The sequence below is a fragment of the Dyadobacter subterraneus genome, from assembly GCF_015221875.1.
Lineage (GTDB): Bacteria > Bacteroidota > Bacteroidia > Cytophagales > Spirosomataceae > Dyadobacter > Dyadobacter subterraneus.
Genome location: NZ_JACYGY010000001.1, coordinates 2,866,652 through 2,889,356 on the forward strand (window position 1 = coordinate 2,866,652; position 22,705 = coordinate 2,889,356).

General features: G+C 39.1%; 21 protein-coding genes. 7 read left to right on the top strand and 14 right to left on the bottom strand.

Features of this window, described 5'->3' with window-relative positions; genetic code table 11:
• Nucleotides 1–12 precede the first annotated feature (12 nt).
• Nucleotides 13–1,851 (bottom strand): LTA synthase family protein, encoded by a 1,839-nt coding sequence (locus IEE83_RS11750; protein WP_194120766.1) that lies wholly within the window; start codon nt 1,849–1,851, stop codon nt 13–15.
• 156 nt (nt 1,852–2,007) lie between these two features.
• Here IEE83_RS11750 and IEE83_RS11755 point away from each other — a divergent pair, with 156 nt between their 5' ends.
• Nucleotides 2,008–4,194: a glutamine synthetase III family protein gene (locus IEE83_RS11755; protein WP_194120767.1), complete on the top strand. Its 2,187-nt coding sequence runs from the start codon at nt 2,008–2,010 to the stop codon at nt 4,192–4,194.
• 42 nt (nt 4,195–4,236) lie between these two features.
• Nucleotides 4,237–4,788, top strand: a complete 552-nt coding sequence (locus IEE83_RS11760; RefSeq protein WP_194120768.1) for a hypothetical protein — start codon at nt 4,237–4,239, stop codon at nt 4,786–4,788.
• Nucleotides 4,789–4,864: 76 nt separating this feature from the next.
• On the opposite strand, the gene IEE83_RS11765 is transcribed toward IEE83_RS11760, so the two are convergent.
• Nucleotides 4,865–5,875, bottom strand: a complete 1,011-nt coding sequence (locus tag IEE83_RS11765; protein WP_194120769.1) for a glutamine synthetase beta-grasp domain-containing protein — start codon at nt 5,873–5,875, stop codon at nt 4,865–4,867.
• 393 nt (nt 5,876–6,268) lie between these two features.
• Between IEE83_RS11765 and IEE83_RS11770 the strand changes: the two genes are divergently transcribed.
• The 3 genes from IEE83_RS11770 to IEE83_RS11780 all read left to right on the top strand — a co-directional run bounded on the left by IEE83_RS11770 (nt 6,269) and on the right by IEE83_RS11780 (nt 8,586).
• A complete protein-coding gene (locus IEE83_RS11770; protein ID WP_194120770.1) occupies nt 6,269–6,976 on the top strand; it encodes an RsmE family RNA methyltransferase in 708 nt (235 codons plus the stop codon).
• A 45-nt stretch (nt 6,977–7,021) separates the two neighbouring features.
• Nucleotides 7,022–7,693: a DUF4159 domain-containing protein gene (locus IEE83_RS11775; RefSeq protein ID WP_194120771.1), complete on the top strand. Its 672-nt coding sequence runs from the start codon at nt 7,022–7,024 to the stop codon at nt 7,691–7,693.
• A gap of 146 nt (nt 7,694–7,839) precedes the next feature.
• Nucleotides 7,840–8,586 (top strand): acyl-CoA desaturase, encoded by a 747-nt coding sequence (locus IEE83_RS11780; protein ID WP_194120772.1) that lies wholly within the window; start codon nt 7,840–7,842, stop codon nt 8,584–8,586.
• Between the two features lie 305 nt (nt 8,587–8,891).
• Here IEE83_RS11780 and IEE83_RS11785 read toward each other — a convergent pair whose 3' ends face one another.
• From IEE83_RS11785 to IEE83_RS11805, 5 genes are all read right to left on the bottom strand, one after another.
• On the bottom strand, nt 8,892–10,265 hold the full coding sequence (locus IEE83_RS11785) for a sensor histidine kinase (RefSeq protein WP_194120773.1): 1,374 nt from the start codon (nt 10,263–10,265) through the stop codon (nt 8,892–8,894).
• 3 nt (nt 10,266–10,268) lie between these two features.
• Nucleotides 10,269–10,946, bottom strand: a complete 678-nt coding sequence (locus IEE83_RS11790) for a response regulator (protein ID WP_137342906.1) — start codon at nt 10,944–10,946, stop codon at nt 10,269–10,271.
• Nucleotides 10,943–11,476, bottom strand: a complete 534-nt coding sequence (locus tag IEE83_RS11795; protein WP_194120774.1) for a 5' nucleotidase, NT5C type — start codon at nt 11,474–11,476, stop codon at nt 10,943–10,945. Before IEE83_RS11795 ends, IEE83_RS11790 begins: the two co-directional genes overlap by 4 nt.
• The gene (locus IEE83_RS11800) at nt 11,477–12,781 is read right to left on the bottom strand and encodes a dihydrolipoamide acetyltransferase family protein (RefSeq protein WP_194120775.1); all 1,305 of its coding nucleotides are present in this window, start codon (nt 12,779–12,781) and stop codon (nt 11,477–11,479) included.
• 67 nt (nt 12,782–12,848) lie between these two features.
• On the bottom strand, nt 12,849–14,123 hold the full coding sequence (locus IEE83_RS11805) for a competence/damage-inducible protein A (protein ID WP_194120776.1): 1,275 nt from the start codon (nt 14,121–14,123) through the stop codon (nt 12,849–12,851).
• Nucleotides 14,124–14,230: 107 nt separating this feature from the next.
• Here IEE83_RS11805 and IEE83_RS11810 point away from each other — a divergent pair, with 107 nt between their 5' ends.
• A complete protein-coding gene (locus tag IEE83_RS11810) occupies nt 14,231–14,962 on the top strand; it encodes a DUF4197 domain-containing protein (RefSeq protein WP_194120777.1) in 732 nt (243 codons plus the stop codon).
• A gap of 64 nt (nt 14,963–15,026) precedes the next feature.
• Entirely contained in the window at nt 15,027–15,368 is a 342-nt protein-coding gene (gene gldC / locus IEE83_RS11815; protein ID WP_194120778.1) for a gliding motility protein GldC, read from the top strand.
• Nucleotides 15,369–15,483: 115 nt separating this feature from the next.
• Here gldC and IEE83_RS11820 read toward each other — a convergent pair whose 3' ends face one another.
• The 7 genes from IEE83_RS11820 to IEE83_RS11850 form a co-directional block, all read right to left on the bottom strand.
• Nucleotides 15,484–15,729, bottom strand: coding sequence for a hypothetical protein (locus IEE83_RS11820; protein WP_194120779.1), 246 nt, complete (start codon nt 15,727–15,729; stop codon nt 15,484–15,486).
• A 104-nt stretch (nt 15,730–15,833) separates the two neighbouring features.
• Nucleotides 15,834–16,193, bottom strand: coding sequence for an MmcQ/YjbR family DNA-binding protein (locus tag IEE83_RS11825; protein ID WP_194120780.1), 360 nt, complete (start codon nt 16,191–16,193; stop codon nt 15,834–15,836).
• The gene (locus IEE83_RS11830; RefSeq protein WP_194120781.1) at nt 16,190–16,369 is read right to left on the bottom strand and encodes a DUF6728 family protein; all 180 of its coding nucleotides are present in this window, start codon (nt 16,367–16,369) and stop codon (nt 16,190–16,192) included. Before IEE83_RS11830 ends, IEE83_RS11825 begins: the two co-directional genes overlap by 4 nt.
• 32 nt (nt 16,370–16,401) lie before the next feature.
• Nucleotides 16,402–18,411: a (E)-4-hydroxy-3-methylbut-2-enyl-diphosphate synthase gene (gene ispG, locus IEE83_RS11835; protein ID WP_194120782.1), complete on the bottom strand. Its 2,010-nt coding sequence runs from the start codon at nt 18,409–18,411 to the stop codon at nt 16,402–16,404.
• A 284-nt stretch (nt 18,412–18,695) separates the two neighbouring features.
• On the bottom strand, nt 18,696–19,778 hold the full coding sequence (locus IEE83_RS11840) for a GHMP family kinase ATP-binding protein (protein WP_194120783.1): 1,083 nt from the start codon (nt 19,776–19,778) through the stop codon (nt 18,696–18,698).
• Between the two features lie 3 nt (nt 19,779–19,781).
• Nucleotides 19,782–21,002: a sugar MFS transporter gene (locus tag IEE83_RS11845; RefSeq protein ID WP_194120784.1), complete on the bottom strand. Its 1,221-nt coding sequence runs from the start codon at nt 21,000–21,002 to the stop codon at nt 19,782–19,784.
• 55 nt (nt 21,003–21,057) lie between these two features.
• Nucleotides 21,058–22,416: a Gfo/Idh/MocA family protein gene (locus IEE83_RS11850; RefSeq protein ID WP_194120785.1), complete on the bottom strand. Its 1,359-nt coding sequence runs from the start codon at nt 22,414–22,416 to the stop codon at nt 21,058–21,060.
• Between the last annotated feature and the right edge of the window lie 289 nt (nt 22,417–22,705).

Sequence of the window (22,705 nt, forward strand, 5' to 3'; positions counted from 1 at the left end):
CACTTTTTCCGCTTAACGCTTCAAATAATCACCAAAAGAAGCTTGTAAATAGGACTTTCCGTAGTCAACTTCCACCGGTTTCAGATTTCCTGATTTCTCAGTAATGTTTCCTCCAATGTTATCCCGGATAATAAATCCGTTTGGACGTATCCAGCCCAAGCCATTCATAAATGCGAAATAAGCAAATGGAGTGCGTTTTTTCATAAAAATATCATTACTCCAGCTAAATGTATTTGAAGGCAAATTTAATTGGTTGAGTAAGGTCGCGGCCAAATCTGTCTGTGAGCATAATGTGTCGACCTGGATATTCTTTTTTTTCAAAACACCGCCAAGCCATAACATGGGAATGTGAAATTCATTGGGTTTCGAAGCCGGTTTTTCAGGCAGGGGATGTCCATGATCCGCTAAAATGACAACCAGCGTATTATTCCACCAGGATTTTGTTTTGGCTTTTCTTATAAATTCGCCAATTGAAGCATCCGAATAATGAAGCGCATTTAAAAACAAATGTTCAGGATCATTGCCGGGAATAACCGTTTTTACAGGGACTTCAAAGGGCTCGTGGCTGCTTAGTGTAAAAAGCGTTGTAAAGAATGGCTGTTTTTTTTGATCAATATCGGACAGAAATTTATTCAAAACCACGTGATCATGTGCACCCCATTTTGAATTCATATCAGCTTCATCAAATGCGTTTTTGTCAACAATGGTATTAAATCCCTGTTGTATGAAATACGTTTTCATGTTCGCAAATTCCGTTTCTCCTCCATAGTAAAAAGACGTATTGTAACCAAAATCCCTGAACTCTCTCGGCAGGGAAGGAAGCGAAACTGTTTTGTTTGGAATTTTTATGATTGAGGTTGTCGGCTGGGCAGGATATCCGCTGAGCACCGCTACCATTCCCTTATCGCTCCGGTTCCCACTGGCGTACATGTTCGTAAAAAGAATTCCTTCTTTTGTAAGCGCATTAAATTGTGGCGTGATGCCCGGAACGCCGTTTAATTTTTCAACGACTTTGGCCGTAAAACTTTCCCAGATAATTATGATAACATTAACAGGAGCATGGACCGTATCAATTAATTGTTCGTGTTCCTTTCCTTTATAATACAACGACGTAACAGTTGCCTTTGCTTTTTCATCAGGAAAATAATTGAAAGGGTTGCGTTTGTTAAAACCGTCATGAAGCAGCGAGCGACTATAATTCCAGGGTACATTTACAGCTGCGTAATTGGCAAAACTTTTATTGGAAAAATATACAGCACTTTCATTCATTGGTGCTAAATTAAAACCTCCGCGAATTGGTATGATCAGTGTGGCAGCCAGAAACACAAAAAGTAAAGCCGTAAAAATCGGCGAGGAGCCTGAGAAGTAGGGTATTGTTCTGTTTTGAATGGTAAACAAACTTTTAGTCACCAGAATCAGAAGCAAAACAAATATAATCAGAAGGGGGAAAACAGGCGCAGCGCCCATCGAAGCAAAAGCTTCTTTTGGCGTTTTTAAATATATAAGTGAGGATGCGTCAATCCTGAAACCCCAGGCCCGGAATAATTCCAGGTCAAAAACGGTGAGCAAAACCATTAAAAAGGCCACAATGGCACTATACCAGCGTAAGAAATTTTGATACCATTTCCACTTAATACTGCTGAGGGCCATGAGTAATGTGGGTATCATCAGGATATATCCTGCAAAAGAAATATCCATTCTCAATCCGTGCAACGCACTCTGGACAAGAAGATAGCCGCCAAGATCAATCGACTTTTTGAAATGATAAGCAAAAAAAATGATGCGGAAGAGTTGAAAGAACAATATCCAGCTCAACCCGTACAAAGCCAGAAATCGGATTCTTTTCAGCATGTTAGGGGAATAAATTGCAAAAATCAAAAAAATATCTTGAATTTGAGACTTGTTGTAACTTATAAAATGAAAAATCAGAAAAATTCATGCAGTTTTGGTACTTAGTATTCCGAAATAAATAATTTTGGCAAGAAATACTATTAATTCACCATACTTATGACATTTCGTTCCAAAGCGTTTGAGATTGCACTGAGCCGCGTTGCTCCCGTACTAACACCTCCAACTGAAAAGGTTGCTGACTTATATGGAAGCAATACTTTTAGCGATGATGTGATGAGGACTTTACTCTCTCAGGAAGCTTATATTAAAATATCAAATGCAATACGTTCAGGATCGACTATTGACAGAGAAGTTGCCGAAGAAGTTTCCGCAGCGATGAAATCTTGGGCGATTTCTAAGGGCGCAACCCACTATACACACTGGTTTCAGCCATTAACCGGAAGTACAGCAGAAAAGCATGATTCTTTTTTCGATTTAACAATTGACGGAAAAGCCGTCGAAAAATTCAAAGGCAGCGCCCTTGTACAACAGGAGCCTGACGCATCTTCATTTCCAAGCGGTGGCCTGCGTGCTACTTTTGAGGCCCGCGGATATACAGGCTGGGACCCAAGTTCGCCAGCATTTTTGATGGACAATGGGGCAGGAGGAAAAACTTTGTGTATCCCGTCCGTTTTTATTTCCTACACTGGTGAAGCCCTGGATTATAAAGCTCCCTTGCTTCGTTCGCTAGTAATGCTGGATAAAGCTGCAACTTCTGTTTGTCAGTTTTTTAATCGTGATGTTGATAAAGTAACGCCTACGCTTGGCATTGAGCAGGAATATTTTCTGGTTGACAAGGCTTTGTATTATGCCCGACCGGATTTATTGATGACAGGAAGAACAGTTTTTGGGCATAGCCCGGCACGTGGTCAGCAATTGGATGATCATTATTTTGGATCGATTTCGCCGAGAGTTAATGCCTTTATGGTGGATTTTGAATTCGAAGCTTTAAAACTTGGAATTCCGGTTCGCACCAGACATAATGAAGTGGCACCCGGACAATTTGAATGCGCGCCGACTTTTGAGGAAGTAAATCTTGCCATTGACCATAACGCTTTGTTGATGGATCTGATGCAGAAAATTGGTGAGAAACATAATTTCCAGGTTTTGTTTCATGAAAAACCTTTTGCAGGAATAAACGGAAGCGGAAAACATAATAACTGGTCGCTATCTACGGACACAGGTATTAATTTGCTGGCACCAACAACAAAACCAAAAGAGAATCTTCGGTTTCTTACGTTTTTGCTTAATGTGGTAAAAGCGGTACATGATCACGCAGATTTGTTGCGTGCATCCATTTCATCCGCAGGAAATGAACACCGTTTGGGGGCAAATGAGGCGCCGCCATCAATAGTTTCCGTATTTTTGGGTGGAGAATTAACCAATATGCTTGAAGAATTGGTTAATAAGGGGGAAATTACGCTGGAAAAAGGCGAAAATTTTTATTACAAGTTGGGAATCACCAGAATACCTAACTTGCAGCGTGATAATACAGATAGAAACAGAACTTCTCCTTTCTGTTTTACAGGAAATAAATTCGAATACCGGGCTGTCGGCAGCGCATTGAATAGTGCCTCACCGATGATCGTTCTTAATACCATTGTTGCGAATCAGCTGATGGAATTTAAGAAGGAAATGGACGAGAGGCTTAATGCGGGGGAAGAAAAGAAAGTTGCTACTGTGGCCATTCTTAAACGATATTTTAAGGAATCGAAAAAAATACTGTTTGAAGGAAACGGTTATTCGGAAGAATGGGTTGAAGAGGCTAAGACAAGAGGATTAAGTAATATCAGTGCAACTTATGACGCACTTTACGCTTATGTAACGGAAAGTACCATTAAGGCTTTTGAAAAAATGGGCGTACTGTCGTCCAGAGAGTTGCATGCGCGGTACGAGATTGAACTTGAAAATTACGTTAAGAAATTACAGATAGAATCCAGGGTTATCAGTGACCTTGCTTTGAATCACGTCGTATCAACAGTTGTAAAGTATCAGTTTAAACTTGCACAAACGGCCAGAGCGCTGACGGATCTGGAAATGTTGGAAGAAGCAGAACCGATAAAGGAAATAATCAAGGATATTTCTTCACATGTGGTGGTTATCAAAAAACTGGTACATGAAATGACAGAAAGTCGGAAGACGGCTAATAATGTTGAAGATTTATTGGAACGTGCCCGTTTTTACGGTTCAACTGTAAAAGGTTATTTTGACGAAATCAGATACCATGTTGACAAACTGGAATTACTGATTGACGATGAAGACTGGCCGCTTGCCAAATACAGGGAAATGCTATTTTTAGAATAATTATTTTTACCATTGCTTTAAAACAATAATCAAATCAAAACTATGAATCCGGGATTCGATCCAGAAGAAATTGCACAGCTTAAACGGGAATGTAAAGCTGAACGATTGAACTTTGTGTACGTGACAGACGAGTTCGAAGACGAAGAAGAAGAAAATAATGAACATGCCCACGTTCAGTTTGTAGGTTATTACAAAGATAAAGAGGTGGTTTATGATTTATTAATTTATACTTTGAGATTGCACCACTCTACATTGGTGTATGACGCGGCTTTGGAAAGATTAAAACTTCAAATGCCTGATTACATTTCTCCCGACGAAAGAGGAGAAAATGATGTGGTGGATTTCGATAAGGATGAAGAAGCTGAAATTTTGCTTACTGAATTTATAGAAGAAATTGAAGAAAACGAAGAGATTACCGTTCGTGAGCATGTTGAAGTTGACGATAAATTTGAATACGGAATTGGTCTGGAAGTTGGTTTGAACAAAACCGAGATTAATGAAAAAGTGATTAACGATTTCATTATCCGTTATAACTCAGGGCGCTTGCAGCTGGATACCAATGTGTATTCTTTTACCACTGAGGACGAAGAGTAATTTTTTCATGATATTATAACAATAAAAAAACCACCATAAGGTGGTTTTTTTATTGTTACCGTAAAATAACTATTTTCTAAACAGCTCCTTTAACAGTTTTGATAATACGAGCTGCTACTTTATAAGGATCAGCGGCAGAGTTTGGACGACGATCTTCAAGGTATCCGCTCCATCCTCTTTGAGGAACCAGAACCGGGATACGGATAGAAGCACCACGGTCAGAAACACCATAGCTGAAATCATGAATACTTGCAGTTTCATGTTTTCCAGTCAAACGAAGGTGGTTATCAGCACCATAAACTTCGATATGTTCTTTAACAACAGGACGGAAAGCTTCGCATATTTTGTCGAAAGTTTCTTTGCTGCCAGCAGTTCTCAATACATTGTTTGAGAAGTTAGCATGCATTCCGCTTCCGTTCCAGTCAAGAGCTCCAAGTGGTTTTGGGTGCCAGTTGATAGAAACACCATATTTTTCACCGATACGCTCCAAAAGGTAACGTCCCAACCAGATTTCGTCTCCGGCTTGTTTTGCTCCTTTTGCGAACATTTGGAATTCCCACTGGCCAGCAGCAACTTCTGCATTGATACCTTCAATGTTAAGACCTGCTTCGATACAAGCGTCAAGGTGTTCTTCGATAATTTCGCGTCCGTATGCATTTTGAGCGCCTACTGAGCAATAGTAAGGACCTTGTGGTGCTGGGTAGCCATTTGCAGGGAAACCTAATGGTTTATTAGTTTCGATATCCCAAAGAAAATACTCCTGTTCAAAACCGAACCAGAAATCGTTGTCATCATCTTCAATTGTAGCTCTGCCATTTGAAACGTGAGGAGTTCCGTCAGCGTTAAGAACCTCGCACATTACAAGGTATCCGTCTTTACGTTGTGGATCCGGAACAATATAAACAGGTTTCAAGAGACAGTCAGAAGATCCTCCAGATGCTTGCTCGGTAGATGAACCATCAAACGACCAATTGCTGCAATCTTCAAGTTTACCACTAAAGTCGCTTTCGATTTTGGTTTTGCTGCGTAAACTTTGGGTTGGCTTATAGCCGTCCAGCCAAATGTATTCCAGCTTAGATTTTGACATAATAATACTAGATAAAGTGGTGACGAATTAATATTACGACACAATATTAATGCTAAAATGTATTTCTAAAAAATAAAATCTAATAAAATTTAATCTAATACAGAATAAAATTGCGAGCATGGTAGTATTTTCAGTAATTAATGTACTATTTCTATAAAATCAGCTTAGATTTAAAATTAAACCTTTCAAAACGCAATTATGTAATTATGTCATATTTAGGGTTTATATTAATAAATATTTTTAAAAAAATTAAAAAAATACAAAAAACAGGTTTCAGATGATTTTTCCCCAAATCTTGGTATAGTCACTTTTTGAGTATGAAGTGATTACATAATTATTAGCTATTTTTGAAAAATAAATCGGCGCTATTGCTTCCGAAAATTAAATTAGATTATGCATTTATTTTTTCAGCCTGATCCAAAGGTTTTTGAATTGGACGAAGAAGAGTCCCGGCATTGTACAAAGGTTTTGAGACTGACTTCGGGAGATATTATTTATGTGACTGACGGTAAGGGGCTTCTAAGAAAATGCCGGTTAAATGTGGGCAAAAGAAATGTTACATATGAAGCTGTCGAATCGAATTTTATACCAAAAAGATCATTTACTGTACACATTGCAGTAGCACCAACGCGAAAAGCGGAACGGAATGAATGGATGGTTGAAAAAATGACAGAAATGGGTGTGGAGCGCATTGATTTTGTTGTAACCGAACACACGCATCGTGAAACGGTATCACGTGTTGTGAATATGACGCGCCTGAACAGAATTGCCGCTTCGGCTATGAAACAGTCACAACAATATTATATGCCGGAAATAAGATTGATTCCGGATTTTAATTCGTTTATAAAGGAATGTGAACAGGGAACGCGCCTGATTGCCTACGTTCCTGATAATCATTTGACGGAACATGTTATAAAAAAGGTAAAGAAACAATCGAATACAGTATTATTGATTGGGCCTGAGGGGGATTTTTCACCGGAAGAAGTTATATTAGCAACAAACAATGGCTTTGAAGCCGTTTCTTTGGGAGCAACCAGATTAAGAACCGAGACAGCAGCCGTTGCTGGATGTCACGCGATTAATCTGGCAGAATTACTTTGAACAGTATTGCACTGGATCTGACACTTCATATTTCATAGGGTTATTATGATAAAAAGCATTTGGAAGAAATCGTTTTTGATAATTGTTTTACTTGCTTCTGTAATAAGCGGCCAGGCTCAGTCTTCTTTAAAAATCGCTAAATTAAAATATGGCGGCGGCGGCGACTGGTATGCAAATAAAACATCGCTCCCCAATCTGATCCGGTTTGGTAATTCAGAACTTAAAATGAATATTAATCCGGTTGAGGATGTTGTTGAAGTCGGAAGCCCGGATTTGTTTACTTATCCGTTTGTGCATATGACGGGTCATGGAAATGTTGTTTTTACAGATGCCGAAGCCAGAAATTTAAGAAATTATTTACTTGCAGGAGGTTTTTTGCATATCGACGATAATTATGGACTTGATCCGTTTATTCGTCGTGAAATGAAAAAAGTTTTTCCGGAATTGTCTTTTGTTGAACTTCCGTTTGATCACCAGATTTATCACCTGAAATATGATTTTCCTAATGGCTTGCCAAAAGTGCATGAGCATGACGGGAAGTCACCGCAAGGTTTTGGATTAATTTATCAAGGAAGGTTATTATGCTTTTATTCCTATGAATGCGATTTAGGCAATGGCTGGGAGGATCAGAGCGTGTATAAAGACCCCGAAGAATTACGCAGGAAGGCTTTACAAATGGGAGCTAACCTGCTCGATTATGCATTCACGATTTTGTAATTTTTCCAAGTTCGAAATAGCAATTTAGGAATATTATAGAATGAATATAAATAAGTCCGCAAATTAACCGGTAATGATGGTGGAATTCTGCCTTCTTACATTTAAATTTGTAATAATAATTCCGTTTTTAACAATCAGACCTTTTCATGTATATAGTTCTTGCCGTTTTTGTTGTACACTGGTACTTGTCTCTTTTTTGTCAAACATTCTTTTTGCACCGTTATTCCGCTCATAAAATGTTTATCATGAGCAAGCCATGGGAGCGGTTTTTTTATCTGTTAACATACCTGTCACAAGGCTCGTCCTATTTGAGTCCTCGTGCCTACGCCATACTTCACCGTATGCACCATGCATTCAGTGATACCGAAAAAGATCCGCACTCTCCGCATCACACTAAAAATGTGTTTACCATGATGTGGGAGACAAAAGACATTTACAATGCCGTATTAAACCGTAAAAGAGCGATAGAAACGCAATTTGAACGTAATTATCCTGAGTGGAATTTTATTGAAAAACTGGGAGATTCGTGGGCTTCAAGAGCAGGCTGGGCAATTCTGTATTCAGCATTTTATATTTTAGCCTATGTATATCTTGATATGCACTGGATTTTCTTTTTCCTTTTGCCGATACACTTTTTAATGGGTCCGATCCACGGTGCTATTGTTAACTGGAGTGGTCACAAATATGGCTATCAGAATTTTGACAATCAGGATAAATCTAAAAACTCACTGATTTTTGATTTTCTTATGATGGGAGAGTTGTTCCAGAACAATCACCACAAACGCCCGAATTCTATCAACTTCGGTTCTAAATGGTTTGAAGTTGATCCAACTTATCCGGTAATTAAAATGCTGAACAAGCTTAAAATTATTGAAATTCGTAAAAAGGTATAAATGATAATAAATCTATAATTAAGGCCGTGAACAATCAGTTGTTCACGGCCTTTTTTGTTGTGAATATATTGATAACGTAACTATTACTAGCAGTTTAGTTATGAGTTAACCCGTGGAATTAAATTTATGGTTGGTCACAAAAAACTTTGGCAGGTGTGAGAGACACCTGCCAAGTTTGCTTATTAACACCACAAAAAATGAAATCTAATTTTACGCGTTCGATGAATAAGGTCTGACGCTTAAAAGAACAATACAAATAAAACACGTAATGCTTAAGATGAACTTAAGGATAAATTAGAATTTGCTTAGAGGCGAATAAAATCTATAATGAAGGTTGTTCCCTTGGGTTGGTTTGTTTGAATGGAGACATAGCCATTGTGCAGCTTAACAATACGTTCAACCAGGGAAAGTCCGATGCCGTAACCTTTTACATTAGCAGTATTGTCGCCACGATAAAAAGGTTGGAAAATAAGATTCTGATCCTGAACGGGAATTCCCTTGCCACTGTCTTCAAAACGTAAATTCATTTTATTGGAAGAGGCATGTAAGGTGATTCTCACAGTCTGATTTTCTGAAAATTTGCATGCGTTATCCATTAAGTTGAGAAATGCAGTTTTCAATAACGTTGAATTTCCAGCGATTTCCAACCATGTATCATCGTCCGGAAGCTCATCCAGATTGAGTTGAATATTATAAGCAGGATTAGCCTGTCCAAGACTTTGCCTGCAATCCCAAAGCAAATCATCAATTCTTACGATTTCCGTTAAAAGATCCCGCTGATCTTCACTCACTTTGGCAAGTTCGAGTAAGGTATTGGAAAGCTGTGCCAGTTCCTGAACATCTTCAAGCACAGATTGAATTGTTATCTGATAATCTTTGGAACTACGCTCTTTGAGCATACTCACTTCGAGTTGCGATCTGATTTTAGTCAAAGGATTTTTAAGCTCATGCGAAACATTGGCCACAAATATTTTCTGCATCTGAAAAGCCGTTTCAATCCGATCCAAAAGTTTGTTGAATGTTGTCGACAAACGGCCTATTTCATCTCTCTGATTTGGGATTTCCAGTCTTGTATCAAGCTTCTGCGGTAAAATTCCTTCCACGGCATTCATAACCTTTGAAATAGGACGAAGCGCACGTTTGGCGAAAACCCAGCCTGCAAGTCCTACAATGGCTGTTACGATAAGATACAGCACAGTCAGCAGTGTATTTAAATTGGACAAGTTGGCTTGTCCATATAAATCCTGGGCACCGAGCATAACCACAGCCCGGTTGAAAGGATATTTGTAATACAATCCTACAACCTTATAATCCCCATCCGTATAACGGATTTCCCCGGATTTCCGGATTTCATCCAGCCAGTAATTTGAGACGTGAATTGATTTGGTAACTGCGTTGGTATTGGTGTAGATCAGCCTGTTTTTTTCATCAAAAATCAGGATATTTTCATTGTAGATAAGGTCGCGGTTTGAGCCTTCCAATGCCCGCAGCACTTCGGTATTTACCTGAGGAACTTTTAATAATAGCTCGGCAGTGGATTTTGCTTTTGAACGCAACCTGTCGTAAAAATCCTCTGTAACATTATTATAGGTAAAATAATAAATCGCAAAAAACGTAACCAATAAAATGCCGCTTACAAGCAGGGAAAACTGGATCGTAAGTCGGGTACGGATTTGCATAATTTACTCTATTTTAAGCACATAGCCCATTCCGAACTGCGTGTGGATCAGTTTTACCGGGTAATCTTTATCAATTTTTTTACGAAGATAATTGACGTAAACCTCAATCACATTGGTGCCCGTATCAAATCCGATATCCCAAACCTGTTCCGCAATTTCAACTTTTGACACAACACGCCCCTGATTCCGGATCAGATATACCAACAAATTAAATTCTCTCGCAGTTAAATTAATCTTATTTCCGGATCGGTGAACAGTTTTTGCATCCATTGAAACTTCAATATCCGCAAAACGTAAAATCTGCGCAGTTTGAGAAATCGTTGAGCCGCGTTTTGTTAGTGCGCGGACACGCGCAAGCAATTCTTTAAATTCAAAAGGTTTGACAAGATAATCGTCCGCTCCAGCATCAAGCCCCGTTACTTTATCATCGGTTGAACCAAGCGCTGTCAGCATTAAAATAGGCGTTTCGTCACCTGAATGACGCAGTTCCCTGCAAAGTTCTATGCCGTTGATTCCAGGGATAATGATATCGCTGATGATTAACTGATAGCCGCCTTTCTTAGCCAATTGTTTTCCAATCAGGCCGTCGTATGCAATATCAACCTCATAACCATTTTCTTCAAGCCCCTGTTTAAGGGATTGAACGGTTTTAGGTTCATCTTCTATCAGTAGTAATTTCATTTATTGGGTAAAAATAATTCGGAAACTTCCTGCCAGTTCGACACACGCCGAAATGTTTTGTCAGAAAGGTTATGCGGTGCTGTAAACAAAATTCCTTCACCCTTAAAAGCCGTCAGATTTCGCACATGATCATCAATTAGATAATCAGAATGAATGATACTCTTATGCCCGCAAAAAACAATATTGGACCATGGAATAAAATTGAAATGTTTTTGCAGCCAGTCAAATTTGTCTTTAAACGAATTCGGAAATTCCATAGCCGCTGTGGCTACATAAATCTCATAGAATTTTGACAGTTTCAATATCGTTTCCCGTGCGTCTTTTTTGACCGGAATATCGGCAAAAAAACCAGGCTCATTCATAATTCTGTTTAACCGCGTCAACTGTTTCGGATGAAGTAATTCTCTCAAAGATTTTGTTTCAAAATCCAGCTTGTTCAAAGTTGTATCGAAATCTTTGAGTACGATATCGGCCAGTTTTTCATGTGTGTCGGCCATCACATCATCCATATCCAAAGTTAGTCTCAGCATTTAAATGAGCGTTCTATGGGCATCAAAATTTTCAAGATAATCGGAAACCCGTTTGACAAACATACCGCCAAGTGAGCCATCAACAACGCGATGGTCATAAGAATGAGAAATAAACATCAGACTTCTGATTCCAATTAAATCTCCTTGCAAAGTTTCTATAACGGCAGGTTTCTTTTTTATTGCTCCAAAAGCCATAATCGCAACCTGCGGCTGAACAATAATCGGCGTTCCCATTAAATTTCCAAAAGCACCAATGTTTGAAACCGTGTAAGTACCGCCGGCAAGATCATCCGCTTTCAGTTTATTTTCACGTGCCCTTTTTGCCAACTCATTCACCTTTCTCGCCAAACCAGCCAGATCGTATTGATCAGCATGATGAATCACGGGAACTATCAGGTTTCCGTCTGGTAACGCCACAGCCATACCAATATTGATGTCTTTCTTTTTGATAATATTATCACCTTCAACAGAAATATTGATCAGCGGATAATCCTTGATCGCTTTTACAACAGCCTCGATCAGAATCGGAGTAAAGGTTATACTATCACCTGATTTTTTTCTGAAATCATTTTTAACCGCATCCCGCCATTTTACAATTGTTGTCATGTCAGTTTCTATAAAAGAAGTAACATGAGCTGAAATGCGTTTGGATTCACTCATACGGGAAGAAATCATCTTCCTCATACGGTCCATTTCAATAATTTCTGACGAACCGTTCAGAGAAGTCGCTTTAACAGGTGCCGGCTGAATAATTTCCTTTTTAGTATTGGTCCGGTCTGTCAGATAGGAAATAATGTCATTTTTTGTAACACGATTTTCCGCACCAGTTCCCTGGATACTGGCCAATTCCTGAGCACTTAAATTCTCTTCACGTGCAATACTTAACACAAGCGGAGAATAAAATGTACTTGACTCTGAACCGCTTTTCAAAAGGATTTCTGCTTCAACTGTTTCAGAAGTCTTGCGCACTGCATTATGGATATCTTTTTCAAGAAATGCAACAGCATCAAAATCGGGATCATCAAAACTTGCTTTTGGAGAATCATCCGGAGTTTCATCCCCTTCATCAACCTGAATATTGGCCACCGGACTTCCAATAGCAACTACGTCGCCTTCTTTTACAAGCCATTCGATTAACACACCGGAATAGGGCGAGGGAACTTCCGTATCCACTTTATCCGTGGCCACTTCCAGAACAGAATCGTCAGCCGTTATTGAATCGCCTGCTTTGTTTAGCAGCGTCAACACGGTACATTCCATAATACTCTCGCCCAAAGCGGGCATTAACATTTCAACTATTTTCATATTTTTCTATATTTCATCTCCACAACCCAACCCCGCGATATTATGAATGATCTAAATTTTCTGGTCGTTAATTTTTGATTTTTTCGGCTTCGGTTTTCAAAATAGTTTTTCTCAACAAATTTAAAACGTAGCTCGATGTCAACTCAATATTTACTTTTCTGTCGTTTCTTAAAGTTAATAGCTGAGTAACTGTTTCCTTTGGTGTTGCACAGGCAATCCAGACAGTTCCAACAGGTTTTTCAGGTGTTCCGCCGTCCGGCCCTGCAATGCCTGTTGTGGAAATTGCGTAAGTTGTATTTAATTTTTTACGCGCGCCTTCTGCCATTTCCCGTGCAGTTTGTTCACTTACTGCACCAAAATCTTCCAGCGTTTCTCTGGAAACACCCAAGATATGCATTTTTATTGCATTGCTGTAACTGATGATCGAACCTTCGTAATATTGTGATGAACCCGGCACATTTGTAATCTGATTCGCCACAAAACCACCGGTACAACTTTCGGCTGTGGAAACGGTCGCGTTGTTTTCAACAAGCAGTTTTCCAATTACAGTTTCCAGTTCGTCTGCGTCATATCCAAAAATATGTTCCTGAATCATCGGGACAAGTTGGTCAACCTGCTCCTTTAATTCTGCGTCCAATATTTCCTGATTATCTCCGGTTGCTGTGAGTCTCAGTTTTACCTGACCAAAATGAGGAAGATAAGCAAGTTTGATATGGGATGGCAAGGCATCTTCCCAATCAGCAATTTTTTCAGCTAAAAAGGATTCACCGATTCCAATCGTACGGATTATTTTATGTGTGATGATATTAAAAACGAATTGCTCCTTCAATTTTGGCAGAATCGCATGTGTCATCAGGCTCTTCATTTCATAAGGCACACCAGGAAGCGAAACATAAATCACGCCGTCTTTTTCGAACCACATACCGGGTGCAGTACCCCAGAGATTTGGGATATAAGTGCAGTTTTCCGGAAGCGCCGCCTGCTGCCTGTTCAGCTCTGTCATTTCTCTGCCTCTTTTGGCAAAAAAATCTGTTACAAGCGCCAGAGCGTCTTCATTTATTTTTAATTCGGTATTAAAATATTTGCAAAAAGTATGTTTTGTGATGTCATCTTTTGTCGGACCGAGACCGCCGGTTACAATAATAACGTTCACTCTTTGACTTGCTTCTGTCAGGGCTGCAATGATATCTTCCTGTAAATCGCCGACCGAAGTTTTCCTCACCGGACGAATTCCAATTCCAGTAAGCTCAGCACCAATCCATTGCGTATTTGTATCTGTGATTTGTCCAAAAAGAATTTCATCACCAATGGTAATTATTTCCGCCCTGATAATGGGATTCATAAATGCGAATTTGAATGATTTGAACCGTTTATTTTTCCAAAATTAAGTAAAATTAATTGTTATTGATTACGTTTGAAACATAGTGTGAATTAAACAGAGTAACCCAAATGAATCGTAAAATACCGTTAATTATCTTTTTATGGATTTCATGTAGCTGTGCTTCAATGGCTCAGTTCAATCTCGGAAAGGTATTGGACTCATTTAAAAAAACGGAAGGAACAACATCATTATCAAACGCTGATATTGTAAAAGGTTTAAAAGAAGCATTAACTGTCGGAATAAGCAACGGATCCGCCGAAGCATCCAAGAAAGATGGATTTTTCAAGAATGAACTGATTAAAATTGTTGTGCCGCCGGAAGCGCAAAAAGTAGCTGAAACGCTTCGCAAACTTGGATTAGGTAAAGAAGTTGATAAATTTACACTTTCCTTAAACCGTGCTGCCGAAGATGCCGCTAAAAAATCCAAACCAATTTTTGTCAAAGCCATCACGTCCATGACAATTACGGATGCACTTAGCATATTAAAAGGACAGGATGACGCTGCAACAAGATATCTTCAAAAAACGACAAACCAGGATTTGTACAATACCTTTTTTCCGGTTGTTGACAGCACATTGAATCTGAATAAAGCGACGCAGTATTATGCGGATCTTGTTAAAACTTACAACGAAATTCCGTTGGTGAAAAAAGTAAATCCTGATCTGAAAGGATATGCGACGCAAAAAACAATCGACGGACTTTACACGTTAATTGCGCAGGAAGAAAAGAAAATCAGAAAGGATCCGGTTGCCAGAGTAAGTGATATTTTGAAAACAGTTTTCGGACAATCCGGAAAGTAGCGAACCCGAAATGGCAAGGTGTTGTTACTTTGTCTTACTTTTGCGAAAAATATTTAATCCTTTTATGAAAAATTCTGAGATTCATTTCACCGTTGAACTAGATAATCAAAACGTACCTGATAAAATCCATTGGTCGGCGACCGACAATCCAAACGAAGGCATCAATGATACCCGCGCAATTGCTATCGCTGTTTGGGATCATTACCACAGAGGCACATTGAAAATTGACCTTTGGACTAAGGATATGGAAGTTTTTGAAATGAAACGTTTTTACATTGAAATTATGAGCGGAATAGCTGATACTTTGCTGACTGCGACAAACGATATGGTTATGGCTGACGCAATTGAAGGCGTTTGTGAAACACTGAGCAAGAAACTTGATGAGGAAATGAAGGCTGCGAAGTAATTGACTTTACTTTTATTTTCTATATTAAAACTAAAAAAGCGGTCTTTGGGCCGCTTTTTAGTTTTTCCCTGGCGGGAAATGTTTGTACATATTTCCGCGGCTTAAATACGTAAAATTAAAGAGATAACCATCCCATTTCTTTTTCAAGTTGTTGAAGGGAAATAGTAGCCTCATCTTTCCTGGATTTCATAATTTCCAAGAGCAGGAAATCTTCGACTTTCTCACTTTTGACTATTGAAATAATTTTTAGAACCTCCCTAACTGAAAAGTTATCATTTTTCAATTTGGAAGTAAAACTAGCTAAGGACAGGCCGATTTTTGTTGCTACAAAATCGTTACGGTATCCTGAAATTCTTATCACTTGCCGGATCGTCATGTTGAGATTACAATTAAATAATTTGAGTTTCGCGCAGGTTATTATGCTTATAAGCAAATATTGCTAAGCTTATTTGCATGACAATAACTTCATTTCAATTCCCCCAAAGCCGCTTTATCCTTTTTCGGTAAACTGTCAACAACCAGTTCATAAGAATCCTTGATCATGCTGTATAATAATTCACTGGGAATGCTTCCATTAACATGTACCGTGTTCCAGTGTTTTTTATTCATATGATATCCTGGCTGGATATCAGAATATTTCTCTCTCAGCTCTTCGGCCCTTTCGGGATCACACTTGGCATTGAATTGTGTAGCAACACCATCAATCGGGGTCAATAAAAATACTTTTCCCATTACTTTAAAAACAAGCGTATCTGGTCCGAAAGGAAGTTCTTCGGTTACGCCTGGTAATTCCAGGCAAAAGTCTCGTATTGATTCCAGGTTCATCTTGTAAAGGCGCGTACAATCATAACGATCAGACAGAATAAAAACATAACAATCGAAATCCGGTTAATGCCGTGCATCATTCGTAGGTTGAATGAAGTCGGATCGTTTGGATTTGGTTTTTTGAATACCCGGACAAAGTAATAAAATACATCTCCAAGCTGAAAATACTTTTTCATATCAAACAAAGTTTAAAATTCGTAATTGGGAATTAAGAAAGATTGAAAGCTTCATCCTGTCCCGGATCAATCCAGCGGCCGTCTTCCTTGATCAGTTCAATTAATTCGTCTACTGCCTTCGCAGCTGTAACAGAACGTTTTACAACTTCCTGTCCACGGTATAAAGCAATTTTATCTTTACCCATACCCACATAACCGTAGTCGGCATCAGCCATTTCTCCCGGTCCGTTTACAATACAACCCATAATCCCGATTTTCAAACCCTTCAAATGCTCGGTATATTTCCGGATCATGGCTGTTGTTTCCTGTAAATCAAACAAAGTCCTGCCACAGGAAGGGCAGGAGATATATTCCGTTTTTGACATCCGCGTTCTTGCGGCTTGCAAAATTCCGAAAGCGATGCTGTTATAAGTTGTGGCTAAGGCAAGTTTTTCTTTATGTGAAATCGGATATTGAAAATCCGGCGATAACAAAATCCCGTCGCCAAAACCGTCTACTAACAATCCACCAATATCCGTTGCCGAATATAAAGTTAAACTATCGCCAAGGTCAGTTTCGTATGTACGCTGGATAATTACCGGCGTTTTTATTTTCATTTCTGTCAAGCGATAGAAAAACCTCCGCATTTCCGGCATCGCATGATGATTTTCGGAATGCAGCAGCAATACTATATTTTTTTCGTGACGGATTTTTTCAAGAAAAGGAATATCAAACTGATGAATATTGCCTTTGATGAAATTTAATTGGGAAGACGTTTCAGTGGCTGAATAATATTCATGAACTGTGAATGCCGGGAATTTATTTGTCCGGTCAGTATGTTTAAGCCATTGTTCATGATCAAGAATTTCTTTCAAACCATTTGGTAACATAAATGGAATGGCGTTGCTTCCTGAATAAATAAAATCTGCACCCTGATCGTTCATTGCCCATTTATCAGGTACTGGCAAAAAGAAATGACCAATACTTTTTAAATCATCATATTGTTCAACAGAGAGATCAGAATAATCCGCTATAACACGCGGAACATTTAATCCTCCAATATTAAATACTTCCTGCGTTTCTCTTCTTGTATATTGAAAAGGATTGATCGGACAAGATTCGATTGCATCAATATGCTCATGAGGCGCACGGTGATTATATCTTTCAACCAAAGCGCGAGCAACCGGTGCTTCTTTTTCAGGTGCCTCAGTAAGTGAAACACGAACGGTATCACCTAAGCCATCTTCCAGCAAAGTACCAATTCCAACGGCTGATTTTATTCTTCCATCTTCCGCCTCACCAGCTTCTGTTACACCCAAATGTAATGGATAAGGTTTCAAGCCTTCTTCATCCAATCTTTGAACGAGTAAACGGTATGCTTCCACCATCACCTGCGTGTTGCTGGATTTCATAGAAAGTGCAATGTTAAAATAATTGAATTCTTCACAGATCCTTAAAAATTCCAGTGCAGATTCAACCATTCCAAGCGGTGTGTCACCATACCGACTTAAAATACGGTCAGAAAGCGATCCGTGGTTGGTACCAATGCGCATCGCAGTTCCGTATTCTTTACAGATTTTGATGAGCGGAATGAATTTTTCCCGGATACGTTCCAGTTCGGCTGCATATGAAGAATCGGTATAATCGATTACTTCGAAACGTTTTCTATCCGCGTAATTTCCCGGATTGATACGAACTTTTTCAACAATTCTGGCTGCAAGTTCAGCAGCATTTGGCGTAAAATGGATATCTGCAATCAGAGGAACAAAAATTCCTCTTTGACGCAATCCATTACGAATATTTTCAAGATTTTGGGCTTCTTTAACACTTGGCGCCGTTATACGTACGTACTCGCATCCGGATTCAACCATGCGGATTACTTCCTCAATCGATCCCTGCGTATCCATGGTATCAACCGTTGTCATAGATTGAATTCTGATCGGATAATCAGATCCCATTGGAATGTCACCAATTTTAATTGTAATCGTTTCCCTGCGTTTATATTCTGTCAGGGAAGGGCAATATATATTTAATTTATTCTCAGGAGCTGTCAAAATGGACATCTTGTTTTTGTTTTTTAAAGCAGATATTTATTCTGCTTGTAATGAATTCTGACGTCTAAAGTCTGTTTTTCTATTTTTTAATTAATTAAAAAATAAATAAAAGACAGAACTACGACACCTTATTGTTTCTGGCGTAAACCAGATTACAAATTACACAAAAGTAAAACACAAATGGAATTACAAAGGTGCATTTATATTTAAAAGCACTTTATTATTCAAAAACAAAACCGGTTTGGAAATTAATTTCCAAACCGGTTTTGTTTTTGAAAGACCAATATAATCTATTACCCCTCAATCCGTGTTCCCGAATCGACAGTGATAATATAACTTCTTCCACCTGCACCATCAATGGCTTCTGCAACTTCCTGGGCATTGTTTGGTGCATACACAAACATACAACCACCACCGCCTGAGCCGTTTATTTTTCCACCCAAGGCACCTGCTGAAAGCGCAGCATCCATCATTCGCTCAATTTTGGGTGTTGAGGTACGCTTGTGATCACGAAGATTTTTGTAATGTCTGTATAGCAATGAGCCCAATTCCTTATCAAAAGCTTCGGTTCCGGCTTCTTCAACAGTCTGTGACAAAAGTGCTTTTCCCTGTAAAAGAATATCCCGATCATCTATATTAGCCTGAAGAAGGCTTAATTCATCCTGAGATAGCAACTTTTTGTAGTCAGAAGACTGCGCCATCTGCGTTTTAAAAATCGAAAAATAAGGATCGTATTTAGTCACCTTTTTAATCACATCTTCCATTCCATAACGGCAGCGGGAAAGAATTCCCAGCGTATCTTTTGGTTCCAGCGAATCACCAAGTACAAAAGTGCCAAGTTTTGGCGTCAGTGCCTCAACGTGAATTTCTGGTGTTGATTCAAGATAAATCACATTTCCAATCGCGGTTGAATAATGATCCATCATCCCGCCTGGTTCTCCAAATTCCAGAACTTCCGCTGCATTGGCAATTTCTCCTAATTCTTTTTGAGAAAAATTAGCCGGATTATCACACATTTTATCAAGAAAATGCGCCCAGGAAACAATCAGCGCCGATGAGCTGGAAGTACCCGAATTAATCGGGATATTTCCATGGATCGTGCACTCAAAGCCTTTTGAAAAAACAAGACCTTTTCTTTTTAAAACATTAATTGTACTTCTGAAATAATCTCTCTGAATGATATAAGGAAATGTTTCCTTCAAAGAGAATTCTATTTTTTCATCTAAATCAGGTAAATGAAGAATAATCTGATCATCATTTCTATAATTACCGTCGATACTAATTCTTCTTGAAATGGCCGCTGCAATCACGGGAAGTCCCAAATAATCCTGGTGTTCACCGAAAAAACAAATACGACCTGGCGTTGAGATTCTCATGTACTACCAGCTTTTCTTTTTATGACCAACAAGGCCGAAATATAATATAAATGCGTAAAGAGGAAGTACGATTAGGTAAGCTTTTTGTGTGCTGCCAATGGAATCCGCAAGACCTCCGTAAATCAATGGCATAATCGCACCACCTGAAATACCCATTACCAAAAGCGCAGACGCAATTTTTGTAAATTTACCAAGTCCGCTAAGCGCAAGCGGCCACAATGCAGGCCAGATAACTGCGTTAGCAAAACCAAGAACAGCAATACACATTACGGATGTGAATCCGGTAGTCAGGAATGCAATGACGGTAACAACAAGTCCTAAACTTGCAGAGAAAATCATGTAAGCCTGTTGAGAGACGAATTTAGGAATAAGTACGATACCCAAAACATATCCGAACATCATTCCGCCCAAAGTATAGGCTCCAAAAACCCTTGCTTCACTTTCAGGAATACCCAAAGATACACCGTAGCTGATAATAGTATCTGCTGCAATTACCTCTGCACCAACATAACAAAATAGGGCGATCACACCCAAAACAAGATTTGGATATTGAAATACGCTCGTTTTTTGTACAGCCTGAGGTACACCTGGCGTTTCCTCTTCTTCTTCACTCACTTCAACAAGACCTTTGCTCATCCGGATTATCAGTGCCAAAGCAACAAGAATGGCCGTAAGGATAAGATATGGTACCACCACTTTATCAAGCTCATCTTTCGGATCTGCCGATTCCGCACCTGCCAAAAGTAATTTACCAATAACAACCTGACTAATGATACCAGCGCCTTTGTTGGCAATTCCCATTACACTGATTCTTTGTGCAGCACTTTCACGAGGCCCAAGAATGGTTGCATATGGATTAGAAGCGGTTTGAAGAACGGTAAGTCCGATCCCGATTGTGAAAAGTCCTACAAGAAACAATGGATAAGAAGCCATTTCAGCAGCAGGAATAAAAATAAGCGTTCCGGCGGCCATTACAAGAAGTGCCAGTGACATACCATTTTTGAAACCGGTTTTTTTAACAACCATGGAACATGGGATTGCCATGATCACATAGGATATAAAAAACGCAAAAGTAACAAGGTAAGAACTGGTGTTATCCAGTGAAAATGCTTTTTTGAAGAAAGTAATCAGGGTTCCGTTAACCCATGTGATGAAGCCCATCACAAAGAAAATTACACCAATAATTACAAGAGGGCCAAGGTATTCGTTTTTCTTATTAGTCATTTAATTTGAGTAGTTAAAAATTTCCGGGTTATTATTAATTTGATATTTACAAAATTTAAAATTCATCATTCAAGCCAAAAATCGGCTTATTGGTTTTCCATTTTCCTCTGGTAAAATCCGGAATTTCTACCGGGGAGCTTCCACGAGCAATTGATAATTCTGAAAGCGGACTAATTGCACTCCAGACCGCCGCATCATAAACGTCGATAGGAGGAGCAACTTTTCTTTTTACAGCTTCAATAAAACCGCGGAAAACAAAATAATCAATTCCACCGTGGCCAGCATTTTCAGCTTCTTTTTCGTATTTTGTCCAAAGCGGATGATCATATTTTTTCAAATAAGGAGCATCCGGCTCAGCTTCATGTTTTTTCGGAGAAACGTCTTCAAGATAAATTGTATGACCATCATTCATCCAGATTCCCTCAGTTCCCTGCGCTCTGAAACCAAGCGAATAGGGGCGGGGAGAATTTGTATCGTGAATGATCACAATGTTTTCTCCATTATGGCACTGGATTACGGTCGTTACAACATCACCTAATTTGAAATTTACTTTCGCATTCGGGTGATCTTTTCCACCGTGATCTACGACATATTTATGCAAACCTAACGGTTTTGTTGCCGTTGAGGTAAGATAATTAAATTTATTTCCACGATTAATATTCATCCAGTGCGCAACCGGACCTAATCCGTGCGTCGGATAAATATCGCCATTTCGGTCAACGGAATGCTGTGTACGCCACTTCGCTTCTGAATATCCTTTTTCTCCAAATTCAACTCCATAACCTTCATTGCTGGTTCCGTTGTTGAATTTAATTCCACGCAAATCATGCTGGTAACCGCAATGCGCATAGGTCATTTCACCAAACATTCCTTCGCGGATCATTTTCAAAATAGCCATTACATCTCTGCGGTAACAAACATTTTCCAGGATCATGCAATGAGAACCTGTTTTTTCAAAAGTATCAACCAGATCCCACGATTCCTGTAAAGTCACAGTGGCAGAAACCTCCACAGCTGCATATTTTCCTGCTTTCATAGCTGCAATGGTCATGGGAACGTGCCATTGCCAAGGCGTTGCAATTAATACAGCGTCCAGATCGTCGCGTTTCACCATATTCAGGAAATCTTCATCGCCTTTGGAATACACGGCTGGTTCTTTTCTGCCCGCTTTTTTAACCAGGTCCAATGCCGCTTTAACGGAATTGGAATCAATGTCACAAATTGCGTTCACTTCCACATCCGGCCGGAAAAGTGCCTGCTGTAAATGATTGCGGCCGCGCAGACCTACGCCAATAAAACCAATTCTAACTTTATCCCTCGCTTGTTCCGTTTCTTTGTTTAAAAGTATTGATGGTAAAATTCCTGTTGCTGAGCCGGCTAATGTTGCTTTTTGAAGAAAATTTCGTCTATCCATAAGAAAGCTTAAGGAAAATTTTATAAGGTTTAGGTATTAGTACTGTAACCGCGCAAGATACGACCAATTACCATATTTTTTAAATTTTTTTATTAATTAAAAAATATTAGAAACGCATCAGTGTTCAGAATCTTTCTCAATTATAATGATGAAAATTGAACAATTTGAATTAATATCGTGTTGAAAGTGAAAAGTATACTCCGATGGGCAGAGACGATCCCGCCCTACGGCTTTAAGTGTGTTGGACACATACTTTGTTACGACATTTAAGGCATTTTTTTTGTTTAAC

Bases quoted from the DNA above. Each gene is read 5' to 3' on its own strand.
- IEE83_RS11760 (WP_194120768.1), top strand. From the start codon at position 4,237: ATGAATCCGGGATTCGATCCAGAAGAAATTGCACAGCTTAAACGGGAA.
- IEE83_RS11775 (WP_194120771.1), top strand. From the start codon at position 7,022: ATGATAAAAAGCATTTGGAAGAAATCGTTTTTGATAATTGTTTTACTT.
- IEE83_RS11830 (WP_194120781.1), bottom strand. From the start codon at position 16,369: ATGAAAAAGTATTTTCAGCTTGGAGATGTATTTTATTACTTTGTCCGG.
- IEE83_RS11795 (WP_194120774.1), bottom strand. From the start codon at position 11,476: ATGCTGAGACTAACTTTGGATATGGATGATGTGATGGCCGACACACAT.
- IEE83_RS11755 (WP_194120767.1), top strand. From the start codon at position 2,008: ATGACATTTCGTTCCAAAGCGTTTGAGATTGCACTGAGCCGCGTTGCT.
- IEE83_RS11810 (WP_194120777.1), top strand. From the start codon at position 14,231: ATGAATCGTAAAATACCGTTAATTATCTTTTTATGGATTTCATGTAGC.
- gldC (WP_194120778.1), top strand. From the start codon at position 15,027: ATGAAAAATTCTGAGATTCATTTCACCGTTGAACTAGATAATCAAAAC.
- IEE83_RS11850 (WP_194120785.1), bottom strand. From the start codon at position 22,416: ATGGATAGACGAAATTTTCTTCAAAAAGCAACATTAGCCGGCTCAGCA.
- IEE83_RS11780 (WP_194120772.1), top strand. From the start codon at position 7,840: ATGTATATAGTTCTTGCCGTTTTTGTTGTACACTGGTACTTGTCTCTT.
- IEE83_RS11750 (WP_194120766.1), bottom strand. From the start codon at position 1,851: ATGCTGAAAAGAATCCGATTTCTGGCTTTGTACGGGTTGAGCTGGATA.
- IEE83_RS11845 (WP_194120784.1), bottom strand. From the start codon at position 21,002: ATGACTAATAAGAAAAACGAATACCTTGGCCCTCTTGTAATTATTGGT.
- IEE83_RS11790 (WP_137342906.1), bottom strand. From the start codon at position 10,946: ATGAAATTACTACTGATAGAAGATGAACCTAAAACCGTTCAATCCCTT.
- IEE83_RS11805 (WP_194120776.1), bottom strand. From the start codon at position 14,123: ATGAATCCCATTATCAGGGCGGAAATAATTACCATTGGTGATGAAATT.
- IEE83_RS11825 (WP_194120780.1), bottom strand. From the start codon at position 16,193: ATGAACCTGGAATCAATACGAGACTTTTGCCTGGAATTACCAGGCGTA.
- ispG (WP_194120782.1), bottom strand. From the start codon at position 18,411: ATGTCCATTTTGACAGCTCCTGAGAATAAATTAAATATATATTGCCCT.
- IEE83_RS11770 (WP_194120770.1), top strand. From the start codon at position 6,269: ATGCATTTATTTTTTCAGCCTGATCCAAAGGTTTTTGAATTGGACGAA.
- IEE83_RS11785 (WP_194120773.1), bottom strand. From the start codon at position 10,265: ATGCAAATCCGTACCCGACTTACGATCCAGTTTTCCCTGCTTGTAAGC.
- IEE83_RS11765 (WP_194120769.1), bottom strand. From the start codon at position 5,875: ATGTCAAAATCTAAGCTGGAATACATTTGGCTGGACGGCTATAAGCCA.
- IEE83_RS11800 (WP_194120775.1), bottom strand. From the start codon at position 12,781: ATGAAAATAGTTGAAATGTTAATGCCCGCTTTGGGCGAGAGTATTATG.
- IEE83_RS11840 (WP_194120783.1), bottom strand. From the start codon at position 19,778: ATGAGAATCTCAACGCCAGGTCGTATTTGTTTTTTCGGTGAACACCAG.